This is a genomic window from Paenibacillus sp. 10L310, from assembly GCF_056395745.1.
Map to the genome: position 1 here is coordinate 348,076 of NZ_JBFTKC010000004.1, position 24,168 is coordinate 372,243.

Annotated in this window: 19 protein-coding genes; 10 read left to right on the forward strand and 9 right to left on the reverse strand. The window is 45.8% G+C overall.

Annotated elements, in window-relative coordinates:
• Positions 1–131: 131 nt before the first annotated feature.
• The gene (locus tag AC1DE7_RS13650) at positions 132–1,784 is read right to left on the reverse strand and encodes an alkaline phosphatase (protein WP_477534573.1); all 1,653 of its coding nucleotides are present in this window, start codon (positions 1,782–1,784) and stop codon (positions 132–134) included.
• Positions 1,785–2,013: 229 nt separating this feature from the next.
• Between AC1DE7_RS13650 and AC1DE7_RS13655 the strand changes: the two genes are divergently transcribed.
• The 3 genes from AC1DE7_RS13655 (at position 2,014) to AC1DE7_RS13665 (ending at position 7,255) form a co-directional block, all read left to right on the forward strand.
• The gene (locus tag AC1DE7_RS13655) at positions 2,014–3,927 is read left to right on the forward strand and encodes a helix-turn-helix domain-containing protein (RefSeq protein WP_477534574.1); all 1,914 of its coding nucleotides are present in this window, start codon (positions 2,014–2,016) and stop codon (positions 3,925–3,927) included.
• Positions 3,928–4,652: 725 nt separating this feature from the next.
• Positions 4,653–6,896 (forward strand): carboxylesterase/lipase family protein, encoded by a 2,244-nt coding sequence (locus AC1DE7_RS13660; RefSeq protein ID WP_477534575.1) that lies wholly within the window; start codon positions 4,653–4,655, stop codon positions 6,894–6,896.
• Between the two features lie 146 nt (positions 6,897–7,042).
• Positions 7,043–7,255, forward strand: a complete 213-nt coding sequence (locus AC1DE7_RS13665; RefSeq protein ID WP_036617403.1) for a hypothetical protein — start codon at positions 7,043–7,045, stop codon at positions 7,253–7,255.
• 134 nt (positions 7,256–7,389) lie between these two features.
• Here AC1DE7_RS13665 and AC1DE7_RS13670 read toward each other — a convergent pair whose 3' ends face one another.
• Complete coding sequence (locus tag AC1DE7_RS13670; protein ID WP_477534576.1) at positions 7,390–8,976, reverse strand: choice-of-anchor I domain-containing protein; 1,587 nt, start codon at positions 8,974–8,976, stop codon at positions 7,390–7,392.
• A 321-nt stretch (positions 8,977–9,297) separates the two neighbouring features.
• Between AC1DE7_RS13670 and AC1DE7_RS13675 the strand changes: the two genes are divergently transcribed.
• The 3 genes from AC1DE7_RS13675 to AC1DE7_RS13685 all read left to right on the forward strand — a co-directional run bounded on the left by AC1DE7_RS13675 (position 9,298) and on the right by AC1DE7_RS13685 (position 12,206).
• Positions 9,298–10,257 carry a helix-turn-helix transcriptional regulator gene (locus AC1DE7_RS13675; protein ID WP_477534577.1) on the forward strand — a complete coding sequence of 320 codons (960 nt, stop codon included), beginning with the start codon at positions 9,298–9,300 and terminating at the stop codon, positions 10,255–10,257.
• A gap of 110 nt (positions 10,258–10,367) precedes the next feature.
• The gene (locus AC1DE7_RS13680; RefSeq protein ID WP_477534578.1) at positions 10,368–11,630 is read left to right on the forward strand and encodes an MFS transporter; all 1,263 of its coding nucleotides are present in this window, start codon (positions 10,368–10,370) and stop codon (positions 11,628–11,630) included.
• Positions 11,631–11,762: 132 nt separating this feature from the next.
• Entirely contained in the window at positions 11,763–12,206 is a 444-nt protein-coding gene (locus AC1DE7_RS13685) for an Hsp20/alpha crystallin family protein (RefSeq protein ID WP_036617413.1), read from the forward strand.
• 122 nt (positions 12,207–12,328) lie between these two features.
• Here AC1DE7_RS13685 and AC1DE7_RS13690 read toward each other — a convergent pair whose 3' ends face one another.
• Genes AC1DE7_RS13690 through AC1DE7_RS13700 form a run of 3 tightly spaced genes read right to left on the reverse strand, consistent with a single transcriptional unit; the run spans position 12,329 to position 14,272 of the window.
• Complete coding sequence (locus tag AC1DE7_RS13690; protein ID WP_430208231.1) at positions 12,329–12,976, reverse strand: Imm50 family immunity protein; 648 nt, start codon at positions 12,974–12,976, stop codon at positions 12,329–12,331.
• Between the two features lie 53 nt (positions 12,977–13,029).
• The gene (locus AC1DE7_RS13695; RefSeq protein ID WP_477534579.1) at positions 13,030–13,587 is read right to left on the reverse strand and encodes a DUF1697 domain-containing protein; all 558 of its coding nucleotides are present in this window, start codon (positions 13,585–13,587) and stop codon (positions 13,030–13,032) included.
• A gap of 34 nt (positions 13,588–13,621) precedes the next feature.
• The gene (locus tag AC1DE7_RS13700; protein WP_477534580.1) at positions 13,622–14,272 is read right to left on the reverse strand and encodes a hypothetical protein; all 651 of its coding nucleotides are present in this window, start codon (positions 14,270–14,272) and stop codon (positions 13,622–13,624) included.
• A 334-nt stretch (positions 14,273–14,606) separates the two neighbouring features.
• On the opposite strand from AC1DE7_RS13700, the gene AC1DE7_RS13705 reads away from it, so the two are divergent.
• Positions 14,607–16,241, forward strand: a complete 1,635-nt coding sequence (locus AC1DE7_RS13705; RefSeq protein ID WP_477534581.1) for a DUF1593 domain-containing protein — start codon at positions 14,607–14,609, stop codon at positions 16,239–16,241.
• Between the two features lie 85 nt (positions 16,242–16,326).
• Here AC1DE7_RS13705 and AC1DE7_RS13710 read toward each other — a convergent pair whose 3' ends face one another.
• Both AC1DE7_RS13710 and AC1DE7_RS13715 read right to left on the reverse strand, forming a co-directional pair.
• Positions 16,327–16,890: a TetR/AcrR family transcriptional regulator gene (locus AC1DE7_RS13710; RefSeq protein ID WP_477534582.1), complete on the reverse strand. Its 564-nt coding sequence runs from the start codon at positions 16,888–16,890 to the stop codon at positions 16,327–16,329.
• Positions 16,883–18,097 (reverse strand): MFS transporter, encoded by a 1,215-nt coding sequence (locus tag AC1DE7_RS13715; RefSeq protein WP_477534583.1) that lies wholly within the window; start codon positions 18,095–18,097, stop codon positions 16,883–16,885. Before AC1DE7_RS13715 ends, AC1DE7_RS13710 begins: the two co-directional genes overlap by 8 nt.
• A gap of 219 nt (positions 18,098–18,316) precedes the next feature.
• Between AC1DE7_RS13715 and AC1DE7_RS13720 the strand changes: the two genes are divergently transcribed.
• Both AC1DE7_RS13720 and AC1DE7_RS13725 read left to right on the forward strand, forming a co-directional pair.
• Positions 18,317–19,123 carry an alpha/beta fold hydrolase gene (locus AC1DE7_RS13720; RefSeq protein WP_036617433.1) on the forward strand — a complete coding sequence of 269 codons (807 nt, stop codon included), beginning with the start codon at positions 18,317–18,319 and terminating at the stop codon, positions 19,121–19,123.
• Positions 19,124–19,148: 25 nt separating this feature from the next.
• The gene (locus AC1DE7_RS13725) at positions 19,149–20,132 is read left to right on the forward strand and encodes a sensor domain-containing diguanylate cyclase (RefSeq protein WP_477534584.1); all 984 of its coding nucleotides are present in this window, start codon (positions 19,149–19,151) and stop codon (positions 20,130–20,132) included.
• A gap of 130 nt (positions 20,133–20,262) precedes the next feature.
• Here the strand turns inward: AC1DE7_RS13725 and AC1DE7_RS13730 are convergent, their stop codons facing one another.
• Positions 20,263–21,750: a right-handed parallel beta-helix repeat-containing protein gene (locus tag AC1DE7_RS13730; RefSeq protein ID WP_477534585.1), complete on the reverse strand. Its 1,488-nt coding sequence runs from the start codon at positions 21,748–21,750 to the stop codon at positions 20,263–20,265.
• A gap of 102 nt (positions 21,751–21,852) precedes the next feature.
• Here AC1DE7_RS13730 and AC1DE7_RS13735 point away from each other — a divergent pair, with 102 nt between their 5' ends.
• Complete coding sequence (locus AC1DE7_RS13735; protein ID WP_340387059.1) at positions 21,853–22,509, forward strand: DUF2625 domain-containing protein; 657 nt, start codon at positions 21,853–21,855, stop codon at positions 22,507–22,509.
• Positions 22,510–22,661: 152 nt separating this feature from the next.
• Here the strand turns inward: AC1DE7_RS13735 and AC1DE7_RS13740 are convergent, their stop codons facing one another.
• The gene (locus AC1DE7_RS13740) at positions 22,662–24,002 is read right to left on the reverse strand and encodes an MFS transporter (protein ID WP_340906282.1); all 1,341 of its coding nucleotides are present in this window, start codon (positions 24,000–24,002) and stop codon (positions 22,662–22,664) included.
• Positions 24,003–24,168 lie beyond the last annotated feature (166 nt).

The following is a 24,168-nucleotide window of genomic DNA, read 5'->3' on the forward strand; positions in this document are numbered from 1 at the left end:
ATTTTTGTTACGTTCATTATACGATAGGCGCTAGCAGGAACCTACTCCTTAATAATAAACAGTAAAATAGCTGCCGAAATATTCGGCAGCCAAATGGTGTAATCTCCTGTAGTCCCAGTAGTTCTAACGAATTATTGAATCAGATCAACGGCCGTTTGTGGTACAAATGCCTCTACGCCGTTATAAACAATGACACCCTCCAAAGTTGTCTTTTTGCCGTTCACCAGTGCAATATTTTTGTAGATTTGCAGTTCCAGTTTGGTGTTACCTTTTGTAACGAGAATCTTCGGATTTTTGGCGTCCGTCAGGTCCAGTTTGTACGTCGCGCCTTTGGCCGTAAATGCTTGTTTGGCAGGTACAAACAATTGTTTGCTCACGCTGTCGAGATCCAGATCCAGTACACGTGCCATATACTTTGCTACATCCGTGTTGTCGATTACACCGAATGGACGGTCATTGTTCGGAGCATACGTGTACAGCACAACATCTCCACCTGTATGACCACCGGTTGTCCAGCCGATCCCTGCACGTTTGCTAATCATTGGACCGATTGCATAGTTAAGACTGCCCGGCTCGGCCGCTTTAATGGTGGCAATCTCCTCGGAAGTCAGGTCGGTAATGCCATAGTATTGTTTCATCACTGCTTTGATGTTTGTACGCTTGGCATTCAGCTTCGCTTCAACGCCCTCGCCTGTCAGTTTGGCCTTTTTCAAAGGTCCGATAAATGTGGACAACGGCTCTTTGTCATAAGTGCCGGAAGTTGCGTTGTTACCAATGGTGAGTCCACCATTACCATGGTCCGTAACAGCCACAACGGCAGTCTCTCCATCCGCTTTAGCAAAATCCATGGCTACTTTTACGGCATCGTCAAAAGCCAGTACGTCACTGATAATACCAATCGGATCATTGGCATGAGCTGCCCAGTCCACTTTACTGCCTTCGACCATCAGGAAAAAGCCGTCTGTGTCTTTGGACAAAACTTCAATGGCTTTGGATGTCATCTCGGCAAGGCTTGGCTGCTTCGCAGGATCACGGTCCATATTATAAGCCATGCCTGCGGGTGCAAACATACCCCACAGCTTGTTCGAATCGGATGCTTTCATTGCAGCTGGTGTAGTGACGTAATCGTAACCCAGTGCCTTGATGGACGAAATCAGATTCTCGCCGTCTTTACGTCCGGCTGGCTCAAGATATTTGCTACCTCCACCCAATACAACATCCATGCCATTGTAGACTTGCTGTTTGCTGAGTGCATCATAGTTTTTACGGTCCGGATAGTGAGAGGAGAAGTCCGCTGGTGTGGCGTGCATAATCTCGGATGTAGCGATAATGCCAGTTGCTTTACCCGCCAGTTTGGAAGCTTCCAGTACAGAAGCGATCGGTTTTCTTTCGTCTCCAGGCGCAATAGCCTTTTGCCCAGGCATGGTAGCCTTGTCCGGCAGTACACCGACAAATCCGGTATGAGATTTATAACCTGTAGCAAAAGCAGTTCCGGCAGGGGCCGAGTCCGCAATCGGCGCATCGGCGGAGTGTGTCCGAACCATGCCGCTTGCCATGGAGTCCAGTGTCAGGGACGAGCCCTTATACCAGCGAGCCAGAGCGGTAGCATCGTTAGCCATACCGTCAGGAATCAGAATAATCACATTTTTAATCGGTGATGCAGATGTCGTTGAGGTGGTGTCTTCCACAGCCCACGCTGCACTGCTACCTCCGAGTGTAGCCGTAATAATTGTTGTCACCGCGAGCATCATTTTGGCTGCACGGACATTAAACCGGTTTAACATGAATGCATCCTCCTAGAATATATGTATAGTTTGGTATCTCAAACCAAGTGTATACAACAATTGCTAAACTAACGTATGAAATGGGTTAACTATATGTAAAATTTACGATTAGTGAAGGGTGCTGGAATTCAGGTGAACTGGACAAAATGAGGACCACTCTTGTATGTTAAGGAGAAAATCGGGCTAGGGAATGCCCCTCGTCTAATGATCGGCTTTGAGGTGGTTTGTAATGAAAGAATGGTCAGAAGCCATTCAGTGGTGGAATAAAAATCAGGTGAAGCTCATGGACATTCGTCATCTGGTCTTGAAGCCGGGACAGGCAATTAAGCCGTATGTTTTGCCAGCCCATGCTTTTTTGCTGATGGTCAGAGGAGAAGCCATTGTTCATTTGGGCAAAGAAAAGCTCAGGTCCAACCAGACGCAGGTTCTGCATGGTGGCAAAGGCACAACTATACATATCCATTGTCTGGATCTCCCCTTGGAATATTATCTGATTCTATATAAACCCCGGCCAAGCTCCACTGGTACCGACCCGTCAAGAGCGGAAAACGTACAACAGGAGTGTGGAATTTCCCCGCAACAGTATCATTTTGCAGCAACATATCCGCTGTCGCTAATTCCCATAATGGAGAGAATGCATGAATGCTGGGCAAGCGGCGAAGAATTGGACAGGTTGCAGGTTACAGGACTGTTGTATCAGTTTGTATACGAACAGTTTCGTCAATGGAAGCAGGCGAGTGATCAGGTAGTTGAACCTCCGGAATTGGCCGAGCAGATTGCAGCATACATTCAAGAACACTACGCATATCCCGTATCCATGGAGGAGATGGCGTCCCAATTTCATTACAGCAGTCATTATCTGGCACGGGTATTCAAGCGCAAGTTCGGATGCAGTCCGATGGATTACGTCATCCAAACCCGGTTGAACCGAGCTAAAGTATTGCTAACAGAGACAGATACTCCGATTCGTGATGTGGCTGAGAGCGTCGGATATAAAGATTTGTACTACTTTAGCCGAATTTTCAAACGAATGATGGGAGAAGCTCCCGCTCAATATAAAATGCACAGTCATCTGTTTAAAGGTTCAAATCGTACTAATAAGAAGTCGGAATCGTTCATTGCTGGAGAACTCACACAACGCTATATTGATAATAACGATAATCATTATCAACACAACACTTGGAGCGTGAATGACTTGAATGTTCGTTTTAAGCCTACTTTGGCGGTCAGTTTATTATTTAGTTTATCCCTGCTATTAGCAGCTTGCGGGGGAGGAGCTGATCCACAGTCAACAGCAAATGAAGATGCTTCACTGCCTGTAACCAAAATGTATACCGACGCATCGGGGAGAACGGTTGAGATTCCAGCCCAATCTGCCAAACCGGTTGTGATCACATATGGGGGGTATTTGCTGCCACTCGGAATGAAGCCGGCGGGTGCCAACAAGGAAACACTGGATCTGTACCCGGAAGAGATGGCTAATGTACCGGATATCGGATCAGGAACGGGGAACGTAGAAGTGGTCTCGGATCTAGAGCCAGATCTGATCATCGTACCTGATTATACAAGCACGGAAGTGATCGGCACCTATGAGAAAATTGCGCCTACGATTACGGTAGCCTGGGGCGGTGACCCAGATGTCATCAACACCCTGAGAACGATGGGTGAGATTATGGATAAAAAAGAGGAAGCAGAGCGATGGATTGCTACTTTCGAAAGTAAATTGAATGGGATCCGGGATGAACTGAACATCAATATTGAACCGGGAACAACGGCCATGTCCTTCGTTATCTACAATAAGGAGGTATTACTTGGGGGAGAAGGCGGCACATTGGGCAAGTTGATATACCAGGATTTCGGTTTTGTTATGCCTGAACAGTACAAAGCCTATGCAGATGGTGGAACCGTGCTCTCATTGGAGAAGTTGGCGGATAAACCTGCAGACTACTTCTTCACTCAGATGGACGATGAAGAGATGGAGCAGATGATGGAGCTATTCAATGAGCCGGTGTATCAGAGTATTCCTGCGATCAAAAATCATCGGATCATTAATGTTTCTCGCAACTATTGGAATTATGGACCTTATCTGGTCGACAAGGGGCTGGATAGCCTGATTGAGCAAGTGAGCAAGCTACAGGAATAAAAAACATTTCATTCTACAAATTTGACGCAAATCACGTTATATCAGAGCAGGTTCATAGGTGGATGCGCCTATGGCCTGTTTTGTTATGTCGGCGGTTCTGTATGATTAAAGCTTACAACCGCTGGGCGCAGCGACCGCCATGCTCAATATTTATGGGCTTTTGGCTAGGCAGATACCCGAATCAATGTAGGTTCCGATTCGATATGATATGGAACTTGCAGAGCTTGTTTTTAATGTTACCCATTCAGAGATATATATTGACGATAAAAAAAAGATATTGCGAACGCTTACATTATGTGCTAACATCACCATAACAACAGGATTGTAACCGTGTTTAGGGCAATACCTGTGTCAGTTCATTCGTTGGTTGTTTGTTCATCAAACGATTGATTGCGTTTACATTTTCATATGGAATGAACCTCATTCCTCAGGGTTGTTACTGATTGCAGGCAAAACCTGAATTGAGGGCAGTAGACCACGCTAAAGCGATGTCTGTTTGCCTTCGGTTCAGGTTTTTTTATATAAAAAAATGCCTGATGGCATGACCGCAAGCGCCGTAGCAGATATTTCGAGCAGAAAGGAGCGCAGCAGATTTAATTTTTTCATAAATAGAGATATAGACTCATCCAGACATTGGAATACTGATTCTTAGATACGCAACTCAAATGGACATTCCAATGAACTTATCCCATCACACACTATTCGACAGCGAGGAGATTTATGACATGAAAACCATTAAACGTTCGATTGCTGTAGCAACAATTCTGGGGTTATGTGTATCCGCTCTACCAGCTTATGCAGCAGGCAATACAGGACCTTCTTCTTCAGCAGCGATGGACAAGCTGATCCAATCCGAGCTTATTCGCGGTAGCGGTCAAGGTGTTAATGCAGCTTATCTAAACAAAAAGGCAACACGTATTCAGGCCGCAGTACTTTACTTGCGTTTGTCCGGATTGGAGAAAGAAGCACTCGCTTATCAGGGATCGGAAACGTATGACGATGCGGCTCAGGCAGGCAAAGTATTACAACCGGTCGTTGGTTACTTGAAGCAGCATCCGTATGTGTCTGAGATAGTAACAGGAACGGAGAAGTTTGAACCTAATGCACCCCTTACAGCGGAAGGTTATGCCGAAATGCTGCTGAAGGTGCTTGGATATGAAGCAGGTACGGATTATGAGCAGGGATCTGCTTCCACCTATGCGGCTGGGAAAGGAATCATGGCGCTTCAAGGGAAGGGAGCGAGTCAACTTACCAACCGCCTGATGGTAGAGGCAACCGCACAGGCTTTGCAGATACAGCTCAAGAATGGCAGTGGAACCTTGGAGCAGAGTTGGTTGAAACATAAAGAAGCTGGAGCGTTCAAACCTCAAACGGTGCAACAGACCAAGTATGGCACAATTGATGGCAAAACCTATGAGCAATATGGCACGCTCGGTTGGCTTGGTGTTCCTTACGCGGCACCTCCGGTAGGGGAACTGCGCTGGAAAGCCCCGCAAGAACCGGAATCATGGACAGGAACGAGATCGGCTAAGGAATTTGCAGCGAACAGCTTGCAGATCTCCGGCAAGACTACAGCGGGAAGTGAAGATTCGTTGTATCTTAATATCTGGCGTCCCGACACAACCAGTTCGAAACTTCCGGTTATGGTGTTCCTGCACGGCGGCGGGAATATGACCGGATCAGGTAAAGATTTTCAAGGTGAACAGCTTGCACGGAGCACCAACAGCATTATCATCTCAGTGAATTACCGTTTGGGAGCCCTTGGATTCTTCGAGAATGCAGCGCTGAAAACAGGGAATGCCCTGGATGACTCAGGTAACTATGGTCTGCTTGACGCATTCCGTGCATTGGAGTGGGTGCAGGATAATATCGAAGGATTTGGCGGAGATACAGGCAATGTTACATTAGCCGGACAATCTGCTGGTGCACGTGATGTTCTGGCAACTCTGATCTCGCCACTTAGCAAAGGACTGTATCAAAAAGCAGTTGCTTTCAGTGGAGGATTGACGACAGCATCACCGGAAGAAGGCGAGCAAAAATCCGAGGATGTACTTGTGAAGCTACTCGTGCAAGAGGGGAAAGCGGCTAATGCAGAAGAAGCAAAAGCATGGATTGGCAAGCAATCTCAGGCACAGCTGGAGAGCTATTTGCGTGAACTGCCTGCGGACAAGCTGGTCACAGCGTTTGGTGCAACCGCAATCCGTATGGACCCATTCCCGCATCTGTTCCGTGATGGCACAGTGATTCCAAAAGAAGGATTTGACGCCATCAATAATGGCAATTATAAAAAAGTACCTGTATTGCTCGGCAGCTTGGAAACGGAGTTCTCCGGTTTTGCCTTCGGTGATCCAAACTTCTCTCCGTCGATTACGGATGAGACTCTGTTTACTGATAAAACCAAGGCGGAACAATATGCTGCTGCGTTGAAATATGGTAGCGAAGCTTATGCAGGCTTTAATGCAGAGCGTGTAGCGGAGCAATTGACGAGTGAAGCAGGTCAACCACCAGTATATGCGTATCGTTTTGCATGGGGCACACAACCTGGAGTCATCTCTGAGCGTTTGCTCACGTTACTGGGCGCACCACATGGTGCGGATATGGACTTCTATACAGGACACGCAGACGGAATTGCTGCTTATTTCCCTGATGGGTACTTTAGCGATACAAACAAACCAGGACGTGATCAGTTGTCCGCCGCGATGGCAGCTTATCTGAAGCAGTTCCTGTACACAGGCAATCCAGGTACGGGTGGATCACCTGATCTAGCGGCATGGACACCTTGGACGAAAGATGCTCAAGCCCCAATCATGCGTCTGGATGCAAGCAATACAACGGCAGAAATTGGCATGTCCACACAATATAATCAAGGCAAAGACGCCGTTATGGCAAAGATGAAAAAAGAATTGCCTGAAGAAACGTATAAACTGTTGACGGAAAAAGTGTTCGCAGGCCGTTTCTTCTGGGAATAAGGATCACCGGATAGGAAGGTATATATAGATATAATGTAAGCCAAGGGAGCATGCTCTCTTGGCTTTTTGTACTGTTCGTTATACTTAAATATGGTATTGTTGTAAATATAAATTAATAGGATATGGGAAAGGGGAAAACGTACATTATGGATGGAGTTAGTAATTTTGGTATTGCAGGTATTATAACGCTATTAATTTTCTTTATTATGATTGGTCTTGTATTATATCTGGTTTTCTATCTTGGGATGAAGAGGTCTGGCGTCAAAGAGGAAGTATCCGCATTAAGGATGGAAGTACGAGTGTTACAAGAGGAAGTAGAGCGGAACAGGAGGGAATTGGAAAATATGAAGCGTCGATAACCTTTGCAGCATTATATGTGGGTACGTGGAATAGCGCGTACAATAGTATGAGAGGATAGGGGCTTTTCGCCCCCACCTACTCAATACAACGTGACACCGCTCAGTTCAGCCTTTACATACCGAGGGCACTCGAACTATTTCTTGGCAAAAAAACTAAGTGTTCCCGTGCTTTCATCTGCACTCACAAACAGGTTGCGTCCGTTAACACGATGAATTCCCTCTGGTGATTCTCCGGCTGTAGGAATCAGACCCAGGTAGTCCGGATTGACTGGATCAGCAAGATCAAAGAACAAAATGGCATCTGCCCGTTCAGAAGCTACGGCTGCATACGTAGTGCCATCTACAGTAGCAACGGTCAGGTTCTCGACTTCGCTGCCTTTGTTGGGACTGCGATCATCCGGATACAAGCCAACCATAGCGGTTGCCTGGTCAATGAGGTTCTGACTATCGTACATCCGCTGGCCTTGCAGATTCCAGACAGCAATATTACGTCCGCCTGCTTTTACACCATCCTCAAATTCATTCTTGCCTAAGTCCCCTTCATTGGCTGTCAGCAGGTATTTACCATCTGCCGAGAAAGCAATCCCATCCGGTTCATAACGAGCGCTCAACGTCTCTTTAAACTGAACGATACCGTCATCCTTCAGATCCGCTTGATGTGAAGTGGTACCCAGAGCGAAGATTGAGCTGATTTTTTTTGTCTCCAGATCTACAATGGCAACGACATTGTTTTCCTGTAGCGTGATGGCTGCTGTTTTACTATCTGGACTAATAGCAACATACTCTGGTTGTGGATCATTAGGATAGATGGCACCTTTTACATTGTCCAGAGAGACCGGTAAGTTGGTGATCTCACCCTCCAATACGTTCCCGCCAGCAAAAGATACTACCATAATGCTACCCGGACGTTTGGTGTTGGCATAGTCAATTTCATCCGCAGCTGTATTCAGCTCCTCATCCTCTATCGCGATCACCGCATGCAGACCGTCAGGTGACAGTGCAATCGAGTCAGGACCAATACCCAGTTCATACGTTTTGACGGTTTTGTAGGTTGTCAGATCCACAATGGCAAGCAATCCTTTGTTTGCTTCACTGTCCGTATCACCTGTGCGAATAACTGCAAGACCATATTTGCCATCTTTGGATACGGTTACGCTCGTGACTTCAGCTTTGGCGGAAAGGTCATGGAAGCTAACCGTCTTCAATACGTTGATGTTTTTCAGGTCAGCAATGTCCAGTACGGAAATGCTACCATTGTCCGCTTCGGTTACGAGCAGGCGCTGTCCATCTGGCGTGGAGGCTGATATTTCTGCTTTGCCACCAGGCATCTGAAACGATGCGGTCTGTTCAAAACCGGTTTTATTTTGTTTCAGGATCAGTTGATCCGTAATTAATTTTAGCGTTTGGGAAGATACATACGTTGTACCTTTGGTAATGTAGCTTTTACTGTCCAAAGGAGTTTTCACACCGTTGATGGTGGCTGAAGACGTTCCTATTGGAAGTTGTACTTTAGTATCTGCGATCTGGATATCAACACTGCGACTGCTTCCGTTCCATGTGACCGTACCCTGCATATTTTGGATGGCTGTACGCAGTACGATATGATCGTTGGCAGATTTAATTGTGTCAGCGGCATGAATCATGGATGTGTAGCTGGTTGCTCCTGCGGTAAGAATGGCAGTCATCGACAGAACGGCGAGCCATTGATTTCTCTTTTTCAATGTTCCAGATCCCCTTTATCGTTTCGTGTGTAATGAGTTATACAATTGTTTTAGTATAGGGAGCTAATGTTAAGGTAAGGTAAGAGAAGTCTGCGATTTGTGTAAAAGGTTAGATAAGAGATATTTTTCCGAATTGGATATGTAAGTTAGTGTATAAAATTATGTTGCCGCATGAAGAAAAAAGCAGACGTGAACCTTCATATATATAGGACTGGTCGAACGGGAGAAAATACGCTAGAATTATAATTGAGAATCATTATCAATTAATTCAGACTTTCTTTACTGACAAGTCTGATCAAGATATAGGCGAGGTGAATACCCATGCGCACGGATGATGCATTAGGCGTAGTATATCAGCATTACCTGACCCAGGAACCTTACAGTCAGCAAGATGAACACACGTATCTGCTCTCTCCCAAGGCGGGTAGCGGTAAGGTCAAAAGAGTGACAACATACAGTGGCATTGAGATTTTATATTCCCAGGTTGAATATCATCAGCCTTATCCTACGTATTTTGCGTCGGAGACACCCATCGTGGAGTTGCAATTTGCCTTGTCAGGAGAGCGACATGTGGATATATCCGGTCAGGATTATTCATTATCGATAGGGCAAGGGGCCCTTATTTTTATGCATGATTTCGAAGCGTGGTTCCATCCTCCGACAAGGGAGCTGTATACGTCTTTTTCGCTGGGGATTCCAGTTTCTCTGTTCAATTATGCTGCGGCGCAACTGGGCAGTTTTAAGCCGATTGCGTTTAATCAGGTGTTAGGGCGAAAGGTGTTTAAGCCGATTGTCTTTCAACTGGATAACCGGATACGAACGATGATTGACAGTCTGATTGTGGAATTAAACAACAGTTATCGATCATCCTTAATGATGGAAGCGACAGCGTTGGAAATCTTGAATCGATTTATGATCCAATTGTTTGATCTGGCGCCAACCCCCGCGGGATTCTCCAGAGAGGACATCCGGAAGTTACATACGGCACGGGAGATTATGGAGGCCTGTATGGTAGATCCTCCATCTTTGCTAGCATTGTCCAGACAAGTAGGACTTAACGATTTTAAATTAAAAAAAGGATTCAAGGCACTTTTCGGAAGCACGGTGTTCGAATATTTGCGTCAGGTTCGTCTCGACAACGCCATGAAGTTGTTGCGCAATCAGGATAACAACGTCACCGAGGCCGCGATTGCGGTCGGTTACAGCAATGTCAGTGCCTTTTCGCAGCAATTTTATCGCAAATTCGGCGTGAAGCCCTCCGAGATGAAAAAAATTTATTAATAATCCGGTTTGCCGTGAATTGTTCCGTATAGAGGCAGTGGGAATTCTCTCAGCCTTGTATACTCCAGGTACAGTGGGTACTGTACTGAAATATAGAGGAGTGTACAAACATGAATAGAATCAGAGGAAGTATTTTTTTAAGCGTATTTGCAGCCATGTTGGGTCTGATGCTGATTGCACCCATTATGCCACCACTTATTCGCGAGTTGGGCATGAAAGAAAGCCATTCCGGTCTTATTATCTCGCTTGGGTCCATTATGATGGCTGTCATGGCTCCGGTATGGGGCAGATGGAGTGATATAAGAGGAAGAAAACCAATTATATTGATTGGATTCATAGGTATGTCCGTGAGCTGTGCATTATTTGCACTGGCATTGTACGGGGGATTAAATGCATGGATCGGAGGGGGGCTCCTGTTAACCCTTCTGATTGTGACGCGCAGTCTGATCGGCATGTTCATTCCGGCAGTGCTGTCTTCTGCCCAAGCCTATATGGGTGATGTGACAGAAGGGGAAGAGCGGGGAAGTGGAATGGCGATTATCAGTGCTGCGAATGGACTTGGCCTTGTATTTGGACCTGCGATTGCAGGAGCTTTTACCCTTATCGGTCTGCTTTGGCCGCTTTATTTTGGCATTTTTATAGCGATAGCTGCGTTTATTATTGCCTTGCTGTTAATCCCGTCAGCGAAACCGGTTATTCAGGCAAAACCGCCTAAAGTCAACCCGTTCCAACACGGTTTACGAATGTACCTTGCTGCCGGCTTGGTCACGATGATGGGTATCATGACACTACAGGTTGTAGGGGGATTTTATTTTCAGGATCAACTGGCTCTATCCTCAGCGGCGACGGCCCAAATGGTTTCGTTTGGACTCATGTTCTCTGGAGCAGCGATGTTGATCATGCAGGTCATTCAGATGAAATGGTTGAAATGGCAGCCACGCCCAATGATTTTGCTCGGGTCCCTTTTCCTGATCGCAAGTATGATCCTGTTTTTGGTCTTTAATGTGTTATCCATGTATTATTTCTCGTTTTTCCTGTTTGGCATGGGGTCAGGTCTGATGATGCCGGGGTTCATGGCAGGTGCTTCGCTGGCAGTTAGCAAAGAACAGCAGGGAGGTGCAGCGGGATTGGTAGCAGCGATTCAGGGGATATCCGCCGTCATTACGCCTTTACTTACAACGACACTTTATCAGGTGGACAAACATGTTCCATTTATGCTCGTAGCTGTTCTGGTTGTCTTGCTGGCAATCATGATGCTAGGAATGAGGAAGAATCAATCCAATACTGTAGCGGACCCCCATTCATTCGTTATAGTCAGACAAAGTCAGAAGATCAAACAAGGTCAAAATAAAAGAAAAAAGGATCTATTTTAAAATAGTGAACCATGATGAAAGAAAATCGGTTTTTTTGGTCTTTTACAGACTTTGAGCCTTATTTGCAAGGGTATTATAATAATCAATGTAAGCAACACCAATAAACCAACCACACAAAAGGAGATGATTTTCATGTTTGATCTGATTCCGTTTCGTAAACGAAATGAAGACCCGTTCGGACACATGTTGAAATCCTTCAATGACATGGTTGAGAACTCATTCCTCTCCCCTTTTGGAACTGGCTCCCAGCCATTCCGGACTGACATTCGTGAGGAAGAAGACAAATATTCGGTAGAAGCCGAGCTTCCGGGCATTGCCAAAGAGGACATAGACATTCAGGTTCAAGGTAATGAATTGATTATTCGTGCCAAACGCAATGATATAGTGGAGCAGAAGGATGACTCCAATCGAATCATACGGCAGGAGCGCCGTTCCGGCGAATTTATCCGGCGATTCTATGTTGATCATATTGATGAGGAGCATATTAAGGCCAAATTGGAAGAAGGTGTGCTGAAGCTCGAGATTCCAAAACGTCCTGGTGATGATCAATCTCGCAGACGCATTCAGATTGACTAAACCAGATGCAAAATGTGTAGCTGAAGAAGTTGAGCTATCCCTTTATGGTAATAGGCATGGAAGAACATCTGTAAAGATGTTTTGTCATGTTGTCCCATGAAGGGATTTTTTACATAACCGGGTTAATGGAATTGAATATGAATTGTGCTGCATAGGAATGTAGCGGAGAAGCCGGATACGGCATCCAAGTTAACACGAATCTGATCGGCTGCATTAGTGAAACTTAGCTGTAAACAAACGTTAGATGCCTCCACAGGGGAGAACATCTCTTGCTGAATATGTTCAAAATGGAAGTGCACCTGCTGTTCCCATTCCTGATCAGCATTATGCGTTAGCACAAGAGAGAGGGATTGTATATTTTGGACTGTTTCCAGCTGCACATCCGTAATTTCGTCATAATGGAAGGGAGGGAAATAGCCCAGAGTTTCGATTACATGTTGCGCTCCGAGAATGGAAGCCAAAGGAGAAAATTCACGTTCCAACCTCCGAATATCCATTAACTGTGCCTCGTACTGAGGACTTGTATAGAGCAGGAGAGAGTCTGGTTCGCATTCCACGACTGTTCCGATAAAAGCAGCCCAGTTCGCGGTACCTTCCTCACCAACGGTAACAAGCAGTTGATCTTGAGCAAGCAAGTCGATTGCCCTATTGGTATAGAATTTCACTCGAAAACCTTGTCCCTGTATCTGCCAGGGAGTCTGGGGTGCATACCAGAATGGTTCCCGCTCTACGGATCGGACGCTGACGTTTAATGTCCATGCTCTGTTCATTAGACTACCTCCAATTGCCACAAGCTGCGTGGCATCATCTCCACCTGTCTGTATTATTTCTCTGCTGCTGCTTGCATCAGGGCATAGATCTTACGTGTGGTATTCACATTTCTAACCGTCATATAGGCATATACTTTGGATCCCACAAGCTTGTTCATGCCACTTTTGGATGCATCTTCTCTGCTGACTGAGTATAAAATCGCTCCGGGAACATAGATCAGTGTGCCGATTTCCGGTTTGATGGGCAGTTGGTTCAGCACGGAGGGATCATTGATCTCATCCCATAGGAACATCACATCACTTTTGGCTGTGTCATCATTAACCCATTCTTCTGGCAGCGCCTGAATAACGCTATGGATTTCATCCATATTCCGCACCATTACCCTGATCTGTAAGCCAAAATCGGCGGCGATGGCCTGTTCTAACACATGGGATATCTCCACATTCGCATTGGCACGTTCCTGATGATCGGCAAAAATAATATTGCCAGAGTTGATGTAGGTAACAACATCCAGCATGCCTACTTGTTCAAACGTTTCTTTCAGTTGCTTCATATTGATTTTATTGTTTCCGCCTACATTAATGCCTCGTAGCAAAGCCACATAGATCATATGGGCGCCCCTCCAATTCCTTCAATTCACCGTTTTAACAAAAGGACAGATACTCGAACAGATGAGCGGTATACTCTTCTCCCAACAGATCTTGCAATAAAGGTTCCACTTGCTCCAGATACTCGGGCTTGGTTTCATAGGTTTCTTCATCTTTTACTTCTCCGGAATAGGTGCGCGCCGCTTCAATCAGGATGGCTAGTGCACTGAAAAAGTCTGACAACGAATCAGCAACACGGTTTGGTTCTCCACCTGTAAAAGCGGCATATACGGGAGAGTTTGGTGCTTCTACATCTACAATTAACGGATCATCGTTAAAGTTTGCGATGACAACGTGATTTTTTGGCCAGGTGGAGGACTCCTCATAAGGTTCATTCATGCCAATCCAGCGGAATCCCAGTTGCTGACGAAGCAGATGTTCAGGTGCGACAAAGGAGATCAGCGCTGCATCACCGATTTCGACGGCGGCATTTTTCATTTTGAGTGTACCTTCCGCATCCGCATCCATCATTTCATAATGACTGTACAGATACTGAAGTTCTGGAGAAAGAGCTATTCGTGTATCCACTTCCGGCTGGTGATGTTGTTCGCGTGGACGCAGATCATGATTTTTGAAAAGTCCATAAGCTTCATTATATAAATCCTGCTGTTCCACCAAACGGCTCAAGGCCGCATCCAGTTGTTGCATGATGTCTGAGTCCTCCTAATAACATTGATATAATAACAGGCCGATTCGTTTGATTCTTGGCTATAAGCATTATACTATATCAAAGATAAATTCAAAAAAACATTTGAATACGTTTACATTAATGAGTGGACATGATATACTTTCACTCAAATAAGGATTGTTACTGCTTCGGGCAGGCAAAACCTGAACATCACTATGCGTGGACTTTGTTCCATTCATAATGTTGTTCGGGTTTTTTTGCATTCTACGGTCCATATTAAGGATAGAAAAACAGAAGAACGTACTTATTTCCAACCCAACTAACATCACGCTGTACAGAAGAAAGGGGAGCATTATGAACAAGAGAAAATGGTTAAATGGTTTTGCCACAGGTTGTCTCAGTATCATCCTGGTGATTAGTGGATGCGCATCCAAAGCGCCACAAACCGCGAGTGACACACCGAATCAGGCGACAGAGCAGACAGAGAATGAAACCCAGGAACCTGCAAACAACCAAGCTGCCAAAGGCAGAACAGTGATTACAACTGACGGTGAAGTGGATGATATGAACTCCGTCATTCGTTTCCTCTTATATTCGAATGAAATGGACCTTGCCGGAATTGTACTGACCAGCTCGGTGTATCATTATGCTGGAGACGAGGAAGCAGGGATCAAGCCGTTCCGCTGGACAGGCACACAGTGGGTGTACGACATGATCGATGCCTATGGCGAGATTTACCCAAATTTGTCCAAACATGCGGATGGGTACCCGGAGCCGGAACAGCTTCGAGCGATGACCAAGATCGGTAATATTTCCGATAAAGGGGAGATGGAGAAGGAAACCGAAGGTTCCGAATTCCTCGAAACTCTTTTCCTTGATGATGATTCCCGAGACCTGATTGTTCAGACATGGGGTGGTACCAATACCACAGCCCGAGCGCTGAAATCGATTGAGGAACAGTACAAAGATACGGCCGAGTGGGATACGATTCGCAAAAAAGTCAGTGACAAACTGGTCCTGTACATCATCCTCGATCAGGATGACAGCTACAACGAATACATTGCGAAGAATTGGCCGGATATCCGCATTCTCAACGACCAATCGAACTTCTGGCATTTTGCCTATGCATGGAAGATGCATGCCGAAGAAGTGAACAGTAAGCTTCATGGCGACTGGATGGTCAAGAATATCCTGAACGGACATGGCAAGCTGATGGATATGTATGCATCGATGGGTGACGGCAAAATGATCGAAGGCGAACTGGCCGAAGAACAACGGGGAAGTGCTGAATATCTCAAGAACAATCCGCAATATGACAAGTACGATTTTATATCTGAAGGTGACTCTCCTTCCTTCTTTTATCTGATCGATAATGGGCTGCGCAGTATGGAAGACCCTTCCTACGGCGGTTGGGGTGGACGCTTTGGCGTTGTGAACGACAAGTTATTTAGAAACAATGTGCTTGATTACGATCCGTACACCAAACGCTATGAAGCCGAATACTCTCTGATGAGATGGTTTGACGATGTGCAGGATGATTTTGCAGCACGTGCAGACTGGGCCGTTGCAGACACTTACGAAGGTGCCAACCATAATCCGTCTTTAACGATTAAGGAAGGGGTGGATCTTAGTGTTAGTCCTGGGGAGGAAGTTACTCTTCACGCGGAGGGTAAAGACCCGGATGGAGATCAACTGACCTATACGTGGTGGAGATATTTCGAAGCGGACACTTATGAGGATTCCAAAGTAACACCGAACAAAGTTCAGCCTGAAATGGCGGGTGACTTGCAGCTTGGATTGCATCGTGAACTTGCCAAGGATGAGCAGGTGGATACGATAAAATTACAGGGCAGTGACACCGAAGCGGTGACATTTACCGTTCCTGACGATGCCAAATCGGGTGATACCCTTCATATCGTTGCCGAAGTACAGGATGATGGAGAGCATCAGTTGAAGCATTATCAACGTGTGATCCTAACCGTAAAATAAAGAAATAGAGGGGCTGTCCCAAAAGTCATCAACATGGCTGGTGGGACGCCCCTCTTATTTTTGTAGTCTGATCGTAATTGATCCGTTAACGCTGGATGCCTGACCAGAAGACTTTCCAGGTGATCGCCAAAGCTTGTTCATAGGATTGCCGTGTCTCATACACGAGCTGTATATCCAATCCATCCATCACGGTGACAAAAGCTACGGTGGCTTCTTCCGGACTCAGGCTTATATCGGAATGTCTGGTGAATACGGCTGCCAGCTCTTCTTTCAATGTCCCGAGGTACGTTCGATACTGGGCTAGCACAAAATCATGCACCTCCAGCGGTGTGATAAAGGACAGGATATACATAAAAGCGACGTTTGGATGAGTCAGAAAGCGATTTTTGTGTTCATGCAAAAAGGCATATAGCTGCTCATCCAAAGTTTGGGTAACAGACTCACTGAAAAATTGGCGTACAAACTGTTGTTCCTCCTGCACAACTTCCTCATATAACTCCAGCAATAACGCTTTTTTGGATGAATAATGATAAGCCAGGGATTGCTTGCGAATGCCTGCCTCTTCGGCAATCTGCGCCATCTTGGTCCCCTCGTAACCCAGACGATTAAAATGTTGAATGGCAATTTCTTTGATTCGTTTTTTACTCAATGTCTACCTCCAGTTGGCGAACTGTATACCTCTGCTGTTTTTGGGAGTATACCAAATATAACAAGATATATACCACAAAAATGCCTATAGAGATAGCATACACCACCGTATAGGAAAATGCAGAAGCCACAACGCCCAGGATCAACGAACCACCGCCAATTCCGAGGTCAAAGAAGTTAAAGAAGGAAGCCATCGCACTTTCGTGCTCATGTTCTTCTACAAGATTCACACACCAGGTCTGAATCGCCGGGAATATGGCACCAAAACCAAAGCCGTATAACGCACCGGCGATCAGGAATTGCACATCACTCTGGGCGATAATCAGAACCAGTAGCCCCGCGATTGCAAACACGGCAGAAGGTAACAACACGGAACCTGGTCCCCATCGATCAAACATTTTCCCCGAAAACAGTCGAACGGCGAAGCTGGCGATGGCAACGATGAAGAAAAACCAGGCTATATTCTCGAACCCTCTTTCGGCGGCAAATAAAGCCACAAAGGACATGATTGAACCCGCTGCAATGCCAACGAGCATAATGAGAAGGGAAGGGAAGAGTACCTTCTTTTCAATCAGTTTCACCGAAGGGACATGAGTTTGCATAGACTCGCTACTACCTTCTGTTTTCGGCTTTCTGGATACAAACACAGTCATCAGGAGAGCTAACAGCAAAATGCACATACCTCCCATAAACAGGCTCTGGTAGTCGTACCTAAACAACAGGCTTGTTCCAATCAAAGGACCGATGGATATAGCGACCGTCTCCCCTACGCCGAAATACCCCATACCTTCTCCCCGGCGATCTCTTGGTATGTTTTCAGTGGCAATCGTTGCAAAATATGTCGTTGCCAAACCAAATCCGAATCCGTGGATCACTCGAAATACAAGAATCATCCAAATACCTGACGATAGGTAGTATGCGCCTGTCATTAATGCACAGATAGTGATGCCGATAATTAACAGATACTTTTTATCTATTCGAGCTGCCAAAACAGATGTGAAGGGTCGAATCAAGATGGCAGAAAACATAAATACGCCGGTAACAAGCCCAATTTGGGAGGCTTCGCCACCAAGACTTGAGACAAACAAAGGCAAGGTGGGAAGCAACATTTCAAATGCCATAAACAATAATGCGTTGGCTAACATGATAAATAGGAATGATCTTCCCCAGAGTTGCTGAGGTGTAGAGCTATGTGTTGAAGTACTCATGGTTTTCCTCCGTAATATTGATCTCTGTCGCGCGACATGTTGAACTGATTTTACCTGACGATAGTCAGATTGTAAAGCGCGTATTCAGAGCAGGGGTTCATGATTTTTTGGTGGATGAGAGAAGTTATTAATTATTTTTAATTCATATCCCAACATTTTCCGGTATACTAATCAGATAAAATGATTCAAGTGAATACTACCTCGGAGAGGTGATATGCAATGACGGTTGATATACTTGTAAGAAATAATGTTAAGGTACTTGGCTCGGGTAGCCAAACGATTGTATTTGCTCATGGTTTTGGATGTGATCAGGATATGTGGCGTTACATTATTCCAGGTTTTATGGAGAACTACCGAGTGGTGTTGTTTGATTATGTTGGATCTGGCGAATCTCAAATTAACTATTATGATGCTATCAAATATAGCAACCTTCAAGGATACGCCCAGGATGTGCTGGAAGTTATGGAAGCGCTCGAACTAAAGGACACCATATTTGTCGGGCATTCCGTCAGTAGTATGATTGGTATGCTGGCATCGATTCAGAACCCCAAATATTTCAAAAAAATTATAATGTTAGGGCCCTCCCCACGTTACGTGAATGATCTGCCGAATTATTATGGAGGTTTCGATCGGAATGATATCGATGAATTACTTGAGATGATGCAGATGAATTTTATTGGGTGGGCGAGTTATCTGGCACCCATTGTGATGAACAATCCGGAACGGAAAGAGCTGACGGAAGAGTTGGAGAAAAGCTTCTGCTCCAGAGATCCGCATATTGCGAGACAATTTGCCGAAGTGACGTTTTTATCGGACTGTCGTATTGATCTGGAGCAGGCAACTGTGCCAACATTAATTCTTCAGTGCTCGGATGACAGTATTGCCCCGGTAGAAGTAGGGGATTATTTACACGCTCATCTGAAGAATAGCCGATTGCAACAGATGACGGCCAAGGGACATTATCCGCATCTAAGTCAACCGGAAGAAACCATCCGAATGATTAAGGATTATTTAACGAGCGCATAAAACGCGGAAGAAAGGCAGTTATTCCATGGATATACAATTAGATCTGGCTCCCTGTGGATACTTCTCTATCTCTGATTCGGGCGTCGTACAGTCGATTAATCAAACTATGCTTACGATGCTTGGATATGAACGCGATGAGCTCATAGGGCAACATATTGAATCCACCATGTCGGTAAGCAACAAGGTGTTTTTCCATACGTATTTCTATCCCTACATCCAGTTATATGGACATGTGGACGAGATGTACTTCACGTTCCGTACCCGTGATCAGCAGGCTGTTCCTGTTCTGCTTAACGGTGTTCGTCAGACACGTAACGGGGAAAGCGTGGTAGATTGTGTCGTTGTAGTCATGCGTAAGCGAATTGAACATGAGAAGGATATTTTGCATACCAAAACCAAACTACAGGAGTTGTATCAAGCGACGCAAGAAGCGAACAAGGAGCTTGAACGACTGCATGAGGAATATAAAATTAAAGAGCAGGCGTTAATCAAAGTGAATGATCAGTTGGAGACACTGGCCTCCACCGACTTGTTGACAGGATTGAAGAACCGGAGGTTTTTCCAGGAAAAAATGCTTGAAAGTTTAATGATGTTCCAGGAGAAACAACGTTATTTCTCCCTTCTCGTTGTGGACATTGATCATTTCAAAAGCATTAATGATACGTACGGACATCCGATCGGAGATCTGGTGCTCGGCAATCTGGCAGGGCTGCTGCAATCGGTATCGCGAAGTACGGATGTGGTTGCACGTTACGGTGGGGAGGAATTTGTTGTCATTCTTCCAGATTGTGAAGAGGAGAAGGCGATTGGTATTGCAGAACGATATCGTTCACAGGTTGCTTCAGCCGACTGGGGTGAATATAACATTACTGTGAGTATCGGTGCGGCCACTGTAGTAGAGGAAGATACGGAAAAGTCCTTGTTCCAAAGAGCGGACAACGCCCTGTATGCCTCCAAAACCGGAGGACGAAACCGGGTGACACATGCAGCTCAGGTGGTAAAAAGTTAAGAATTGGATTGCATCAAAAGAAAGCAAAAAAGAGCCTGTGCATGATGAGGGAGATGATCCCACATGCACAGGCTCCTTTTATTTGCGTGACGCAAGTTGACTAAGTTGAGATGGCAGACTCAGGGTTAATTTATCGCGGAGCAAGGTAACCATACGCCTTAGCCGGAGAGTTCGCCTGAGGACGAAAATCTTCGCTCGGTTCATCCATAAATGCCGGGTTCACATATATGGAGTGTGCATCATTGCCAGATCCCTTGATGTAGGCGGCGATGCCGGAGTAGGCTTTATTTTTCCAAACCCACAGGGCATCTTCCTGCTCACCTGGTGAGTAATAGACATTATGGTCAAACACATTGCCGGTATTGCTAGTATATTCGTTGTATATCAGTACTTCCGAACTGCCCGATACGAGAATGTTATGCATGAACGTATTGTTCTTTGTCCGTGACTGCATGAATAACTGTCCATTGCCTGCATTCAGGGTATCATTTCCCACAAGTGTATTGTACATAATCTTGCTATCCTCGGTAGCTCCTCGTTCCTCGTCATAACCTCCCATGGCAATACCCGTCAATCTGTTGGAATAAATCAGGTTATCACGCACGGTAATGTTGCTGGTTGAACGTCCGGCATGCTCTGAGGCAATCTCAATTCCGATATCGCTCCGATATACCCGGTTCTGGTCGATGATATGATCTTTCCCGCCATCTACATAGATGCCGCCAGCCGAGTTGGTATCATTGGGCAGGTCTGTACCGTAGGAGGGATTGTTATTGGACGTAATATCGTATACTTCGTTGCCTCGTACAATGCCGTTCCGAGCCTGATCGTACGTGTCATCCTCGGACGTACCCTCGTACCCGATCAGATCAATACCAATATTGTCGGAATCATGGATGATATTGTCCTGGATGGCAAAGGTATCAACATTACCGTTGACTGCGAGTGACTCGCTTGAACCAAGTGTAAGATCATACAATTCATTATCCTTGATGATGATATCGCGTAAAGCTTGAGGGTGCTCTGTGCCATATATGGCAATACCGTGGGCATCCCTGCCCCGCAAATCGGGACCTTCAGGAGTTGCGTAACTAGCGATCGCGTGTATGGTGTTGCCTAACAGCTGAATATGCTCACCTGCTCCGTGGACATAAATCCCGGTTGGAACTTGGCCCCCAAGTGTGGTTGTGAAATTACGAATTTCGAGATTTTGAATCGTGATATAACTGGCATTTTCAATTTCAATTAACCCTTCAATGCCCCGGACAGATAAACCGTTACCATCAATGATAACCTGCTCCTGAGGATAACTTGAAAATAGGGTTGGATTAGCGGAAGAATTACCGCTCCGGGTGATTTTGACTTTCTGATGATAGACACCTTCACGCAAATAGATCGTGCTTCCTGGCGAAGCATGGTCGGCTGCGTGCTGCAACGTTTTCCAAGGAGATTGAATGGTTCCTTTATTCGAGTCGTTTCCTTGGGGTGATATGTAATGGATGACCTGGGGATCAGACTTTTGAACAGAAACGGGTTCCTTCATGGCAGATGTATGATTCTGACAACCGGATACCAGCAACATCAGAATCGGAATCATAAGTATAACTACGCGAATCAAATCGTTTCCCCCTTGAATTTAGCTTTGAAGATAGATTATAGCAGATTTGAACGGGTTAATAACCCATGATATGCTCTTATAAAATCAGCGAGGAGACTGCTCATGAATACATTAACGATAGCTGAATTAGTAGATCGGGAGAATCACGCATGGGAAGAACTCAAGGAACTCCTGGATAGTGGGCAAAATACATATGTGTATGTTCCAGCAAAACAAGAGGCTGGAGAGGATACCCTCTATCGTCTGCAAATAAGCACCAAATCCTATTTGGGGGCTGTTGCTTATGAGACAGAAGGTATTGTACTGGACCATGGCTGGATCACGTTGCTTGGTGCGGGTGGTGACAGTACATCTGGGAGTCTCACCAGTTGGAATGGTGTGAGTGAGCAACCTTGGGTAGATGTGCTGGAAGGTATGATGGTCGTTGCATATGATGCGGCAGGTGGTTTCTTTGGACTGGATACAGGCAAGTATGGCCGCACGGGACACATATATTATTTTGCACCGGATACACTCGAATGGGAATCGACAGAACTGGCATATTCAGGTTTCATCAACTGGCTGGCGAATGGTGATCTGGAGCAGTTCTATCGGACCTTTCGCTGGAAAGGCTGGCAAGAGGATATGTCTCAGCTCCAGACAGGACAAGTATTTGCGTATTACCCACCACTTTGGACGCAGGAAGGTGAGGGCGAGAGCAGTAGTAAAGCCCCAATTAGCATAATGGAGGCCTGGAAGTTCGCACTGGACGGTAAATAGTTGGCATGCTGCTGTAGGATGAAATCAGGAAAGTAACCGGTAAGTTCAAGTTCATTGAGTGATCTACTTTAAAAAAACGGTATTCTGTTCCAAACTAAAAAAGGCTCGCGCTTGGTGCGGGCCTCTTTGTTCTGAACTTTAAACCTCAATTATCAATTGTCCAATGTAACAGGTTTAATGCCTGAGCGTGAAGCTCTGCTATGCCAGACGGTCAACCCGAGTGAAACAACGCAGACGAGCAACAGACAAGCATACACCACATGATAAGCTTGCTCGACCGAGACTCCCGGAATACTGTGCAGTAGCAGCCCACACACGGCTACAGACACCGAACCACCGAAGAACTGAATCAATTGTAACATGCCCATACCGGAACCGATTTGCGCTTTGGGCAGCACACGTGACGCTTCATTATTCAGTGAAGCCATGGAGGCAGACAGTGCCGGTGAGAAAAAGAGATAACCACTGGTAATGATCAAGGCGGACTGATCCAGTCCGAGCATGAATAAAGCAAGTACCGCTGCGAGCAGAGTGTGTCCGATGATCATAAATCGCATATTGCCATAACGGTCGATCCAGCGTCCAACAAAACGGGTGCAGAATGCTGCAACAATTGCCCCAGGAGCAATCAGCAAACCAATGGCGAGCGAAGAGCGTCCATATAAATCAGCGAGCACAAGCGGCATCAAAAACAGATTTCCCAGATTCACCACCAGCACGCAGAATCCGATAAGGATTAACCGGGTGTATCCTGGCGTTCGGAATACTTGTGGATTCACAAACGGAAGACTCGCTTTTCGAATATACAGGAGGTGTGCAACAAGTGAAATAACGCCCACGGCAAACCATAACCAGGATTGCTGGGTGATCGCGACGAGAAGTGTAGTGGCATTAATGACGGTTAGTATGGCACCAATAACATCGAACGGCTGATCTGTTTTGACTGTTTCCCGTGGAAGGAAATAGAGCAATACAGGCAGGGCGAGCAAGACAAGCACCGTTATGGCAAAAAGTCCGTTCCAGCCCCAGTATTCGCTAATGAGTCCGCCGACAATGGGGCCAAGTCCAAAAGCCATGGCGCTACCTGATGAGATCAGCGCGATGGCAGCTCCGCGTCGTTCCACCGGGATGTAACGACTTGCAATGACGAGACCCAGCCCGGCCATAACTCCTGCACCCGCAGATTGCAGAATACGTGTCAGTAACAGGATTGCAAAGTTATGCGCGAACAACCCTAGCAATGAAGATAACCCCAGGATCAGAAGCCCGACCGTTAACAGTTTGCGTACCGGGATACGGTCTGACAATCGACTGTAAATCACCGTCGATAGGGCGTAACCAATCGAATAACTTGAGATGACCCAAGACCCCAGGTCCGAGGTAATCTGTAGATCTTGAATAATGACTGGCAAAGAAACATTGAACATGGTGGTATTCATCACAACGATGAACAAGCAGCATGTCCAGAGTGGCATGACAATTTTATCTTTCACGGTACCATTCCTGTCTTGGGTATGAATATGAATTCGGATAGAGCTTTGATGAAAATGTGATGAAAAGCAATATATCATTTTACACCCCATTTCATCATATGGCAATAATGTCATACTGTATATTACGCAGTATAAGTGAAATTTAAGAGACGTAGAATCGGAATTT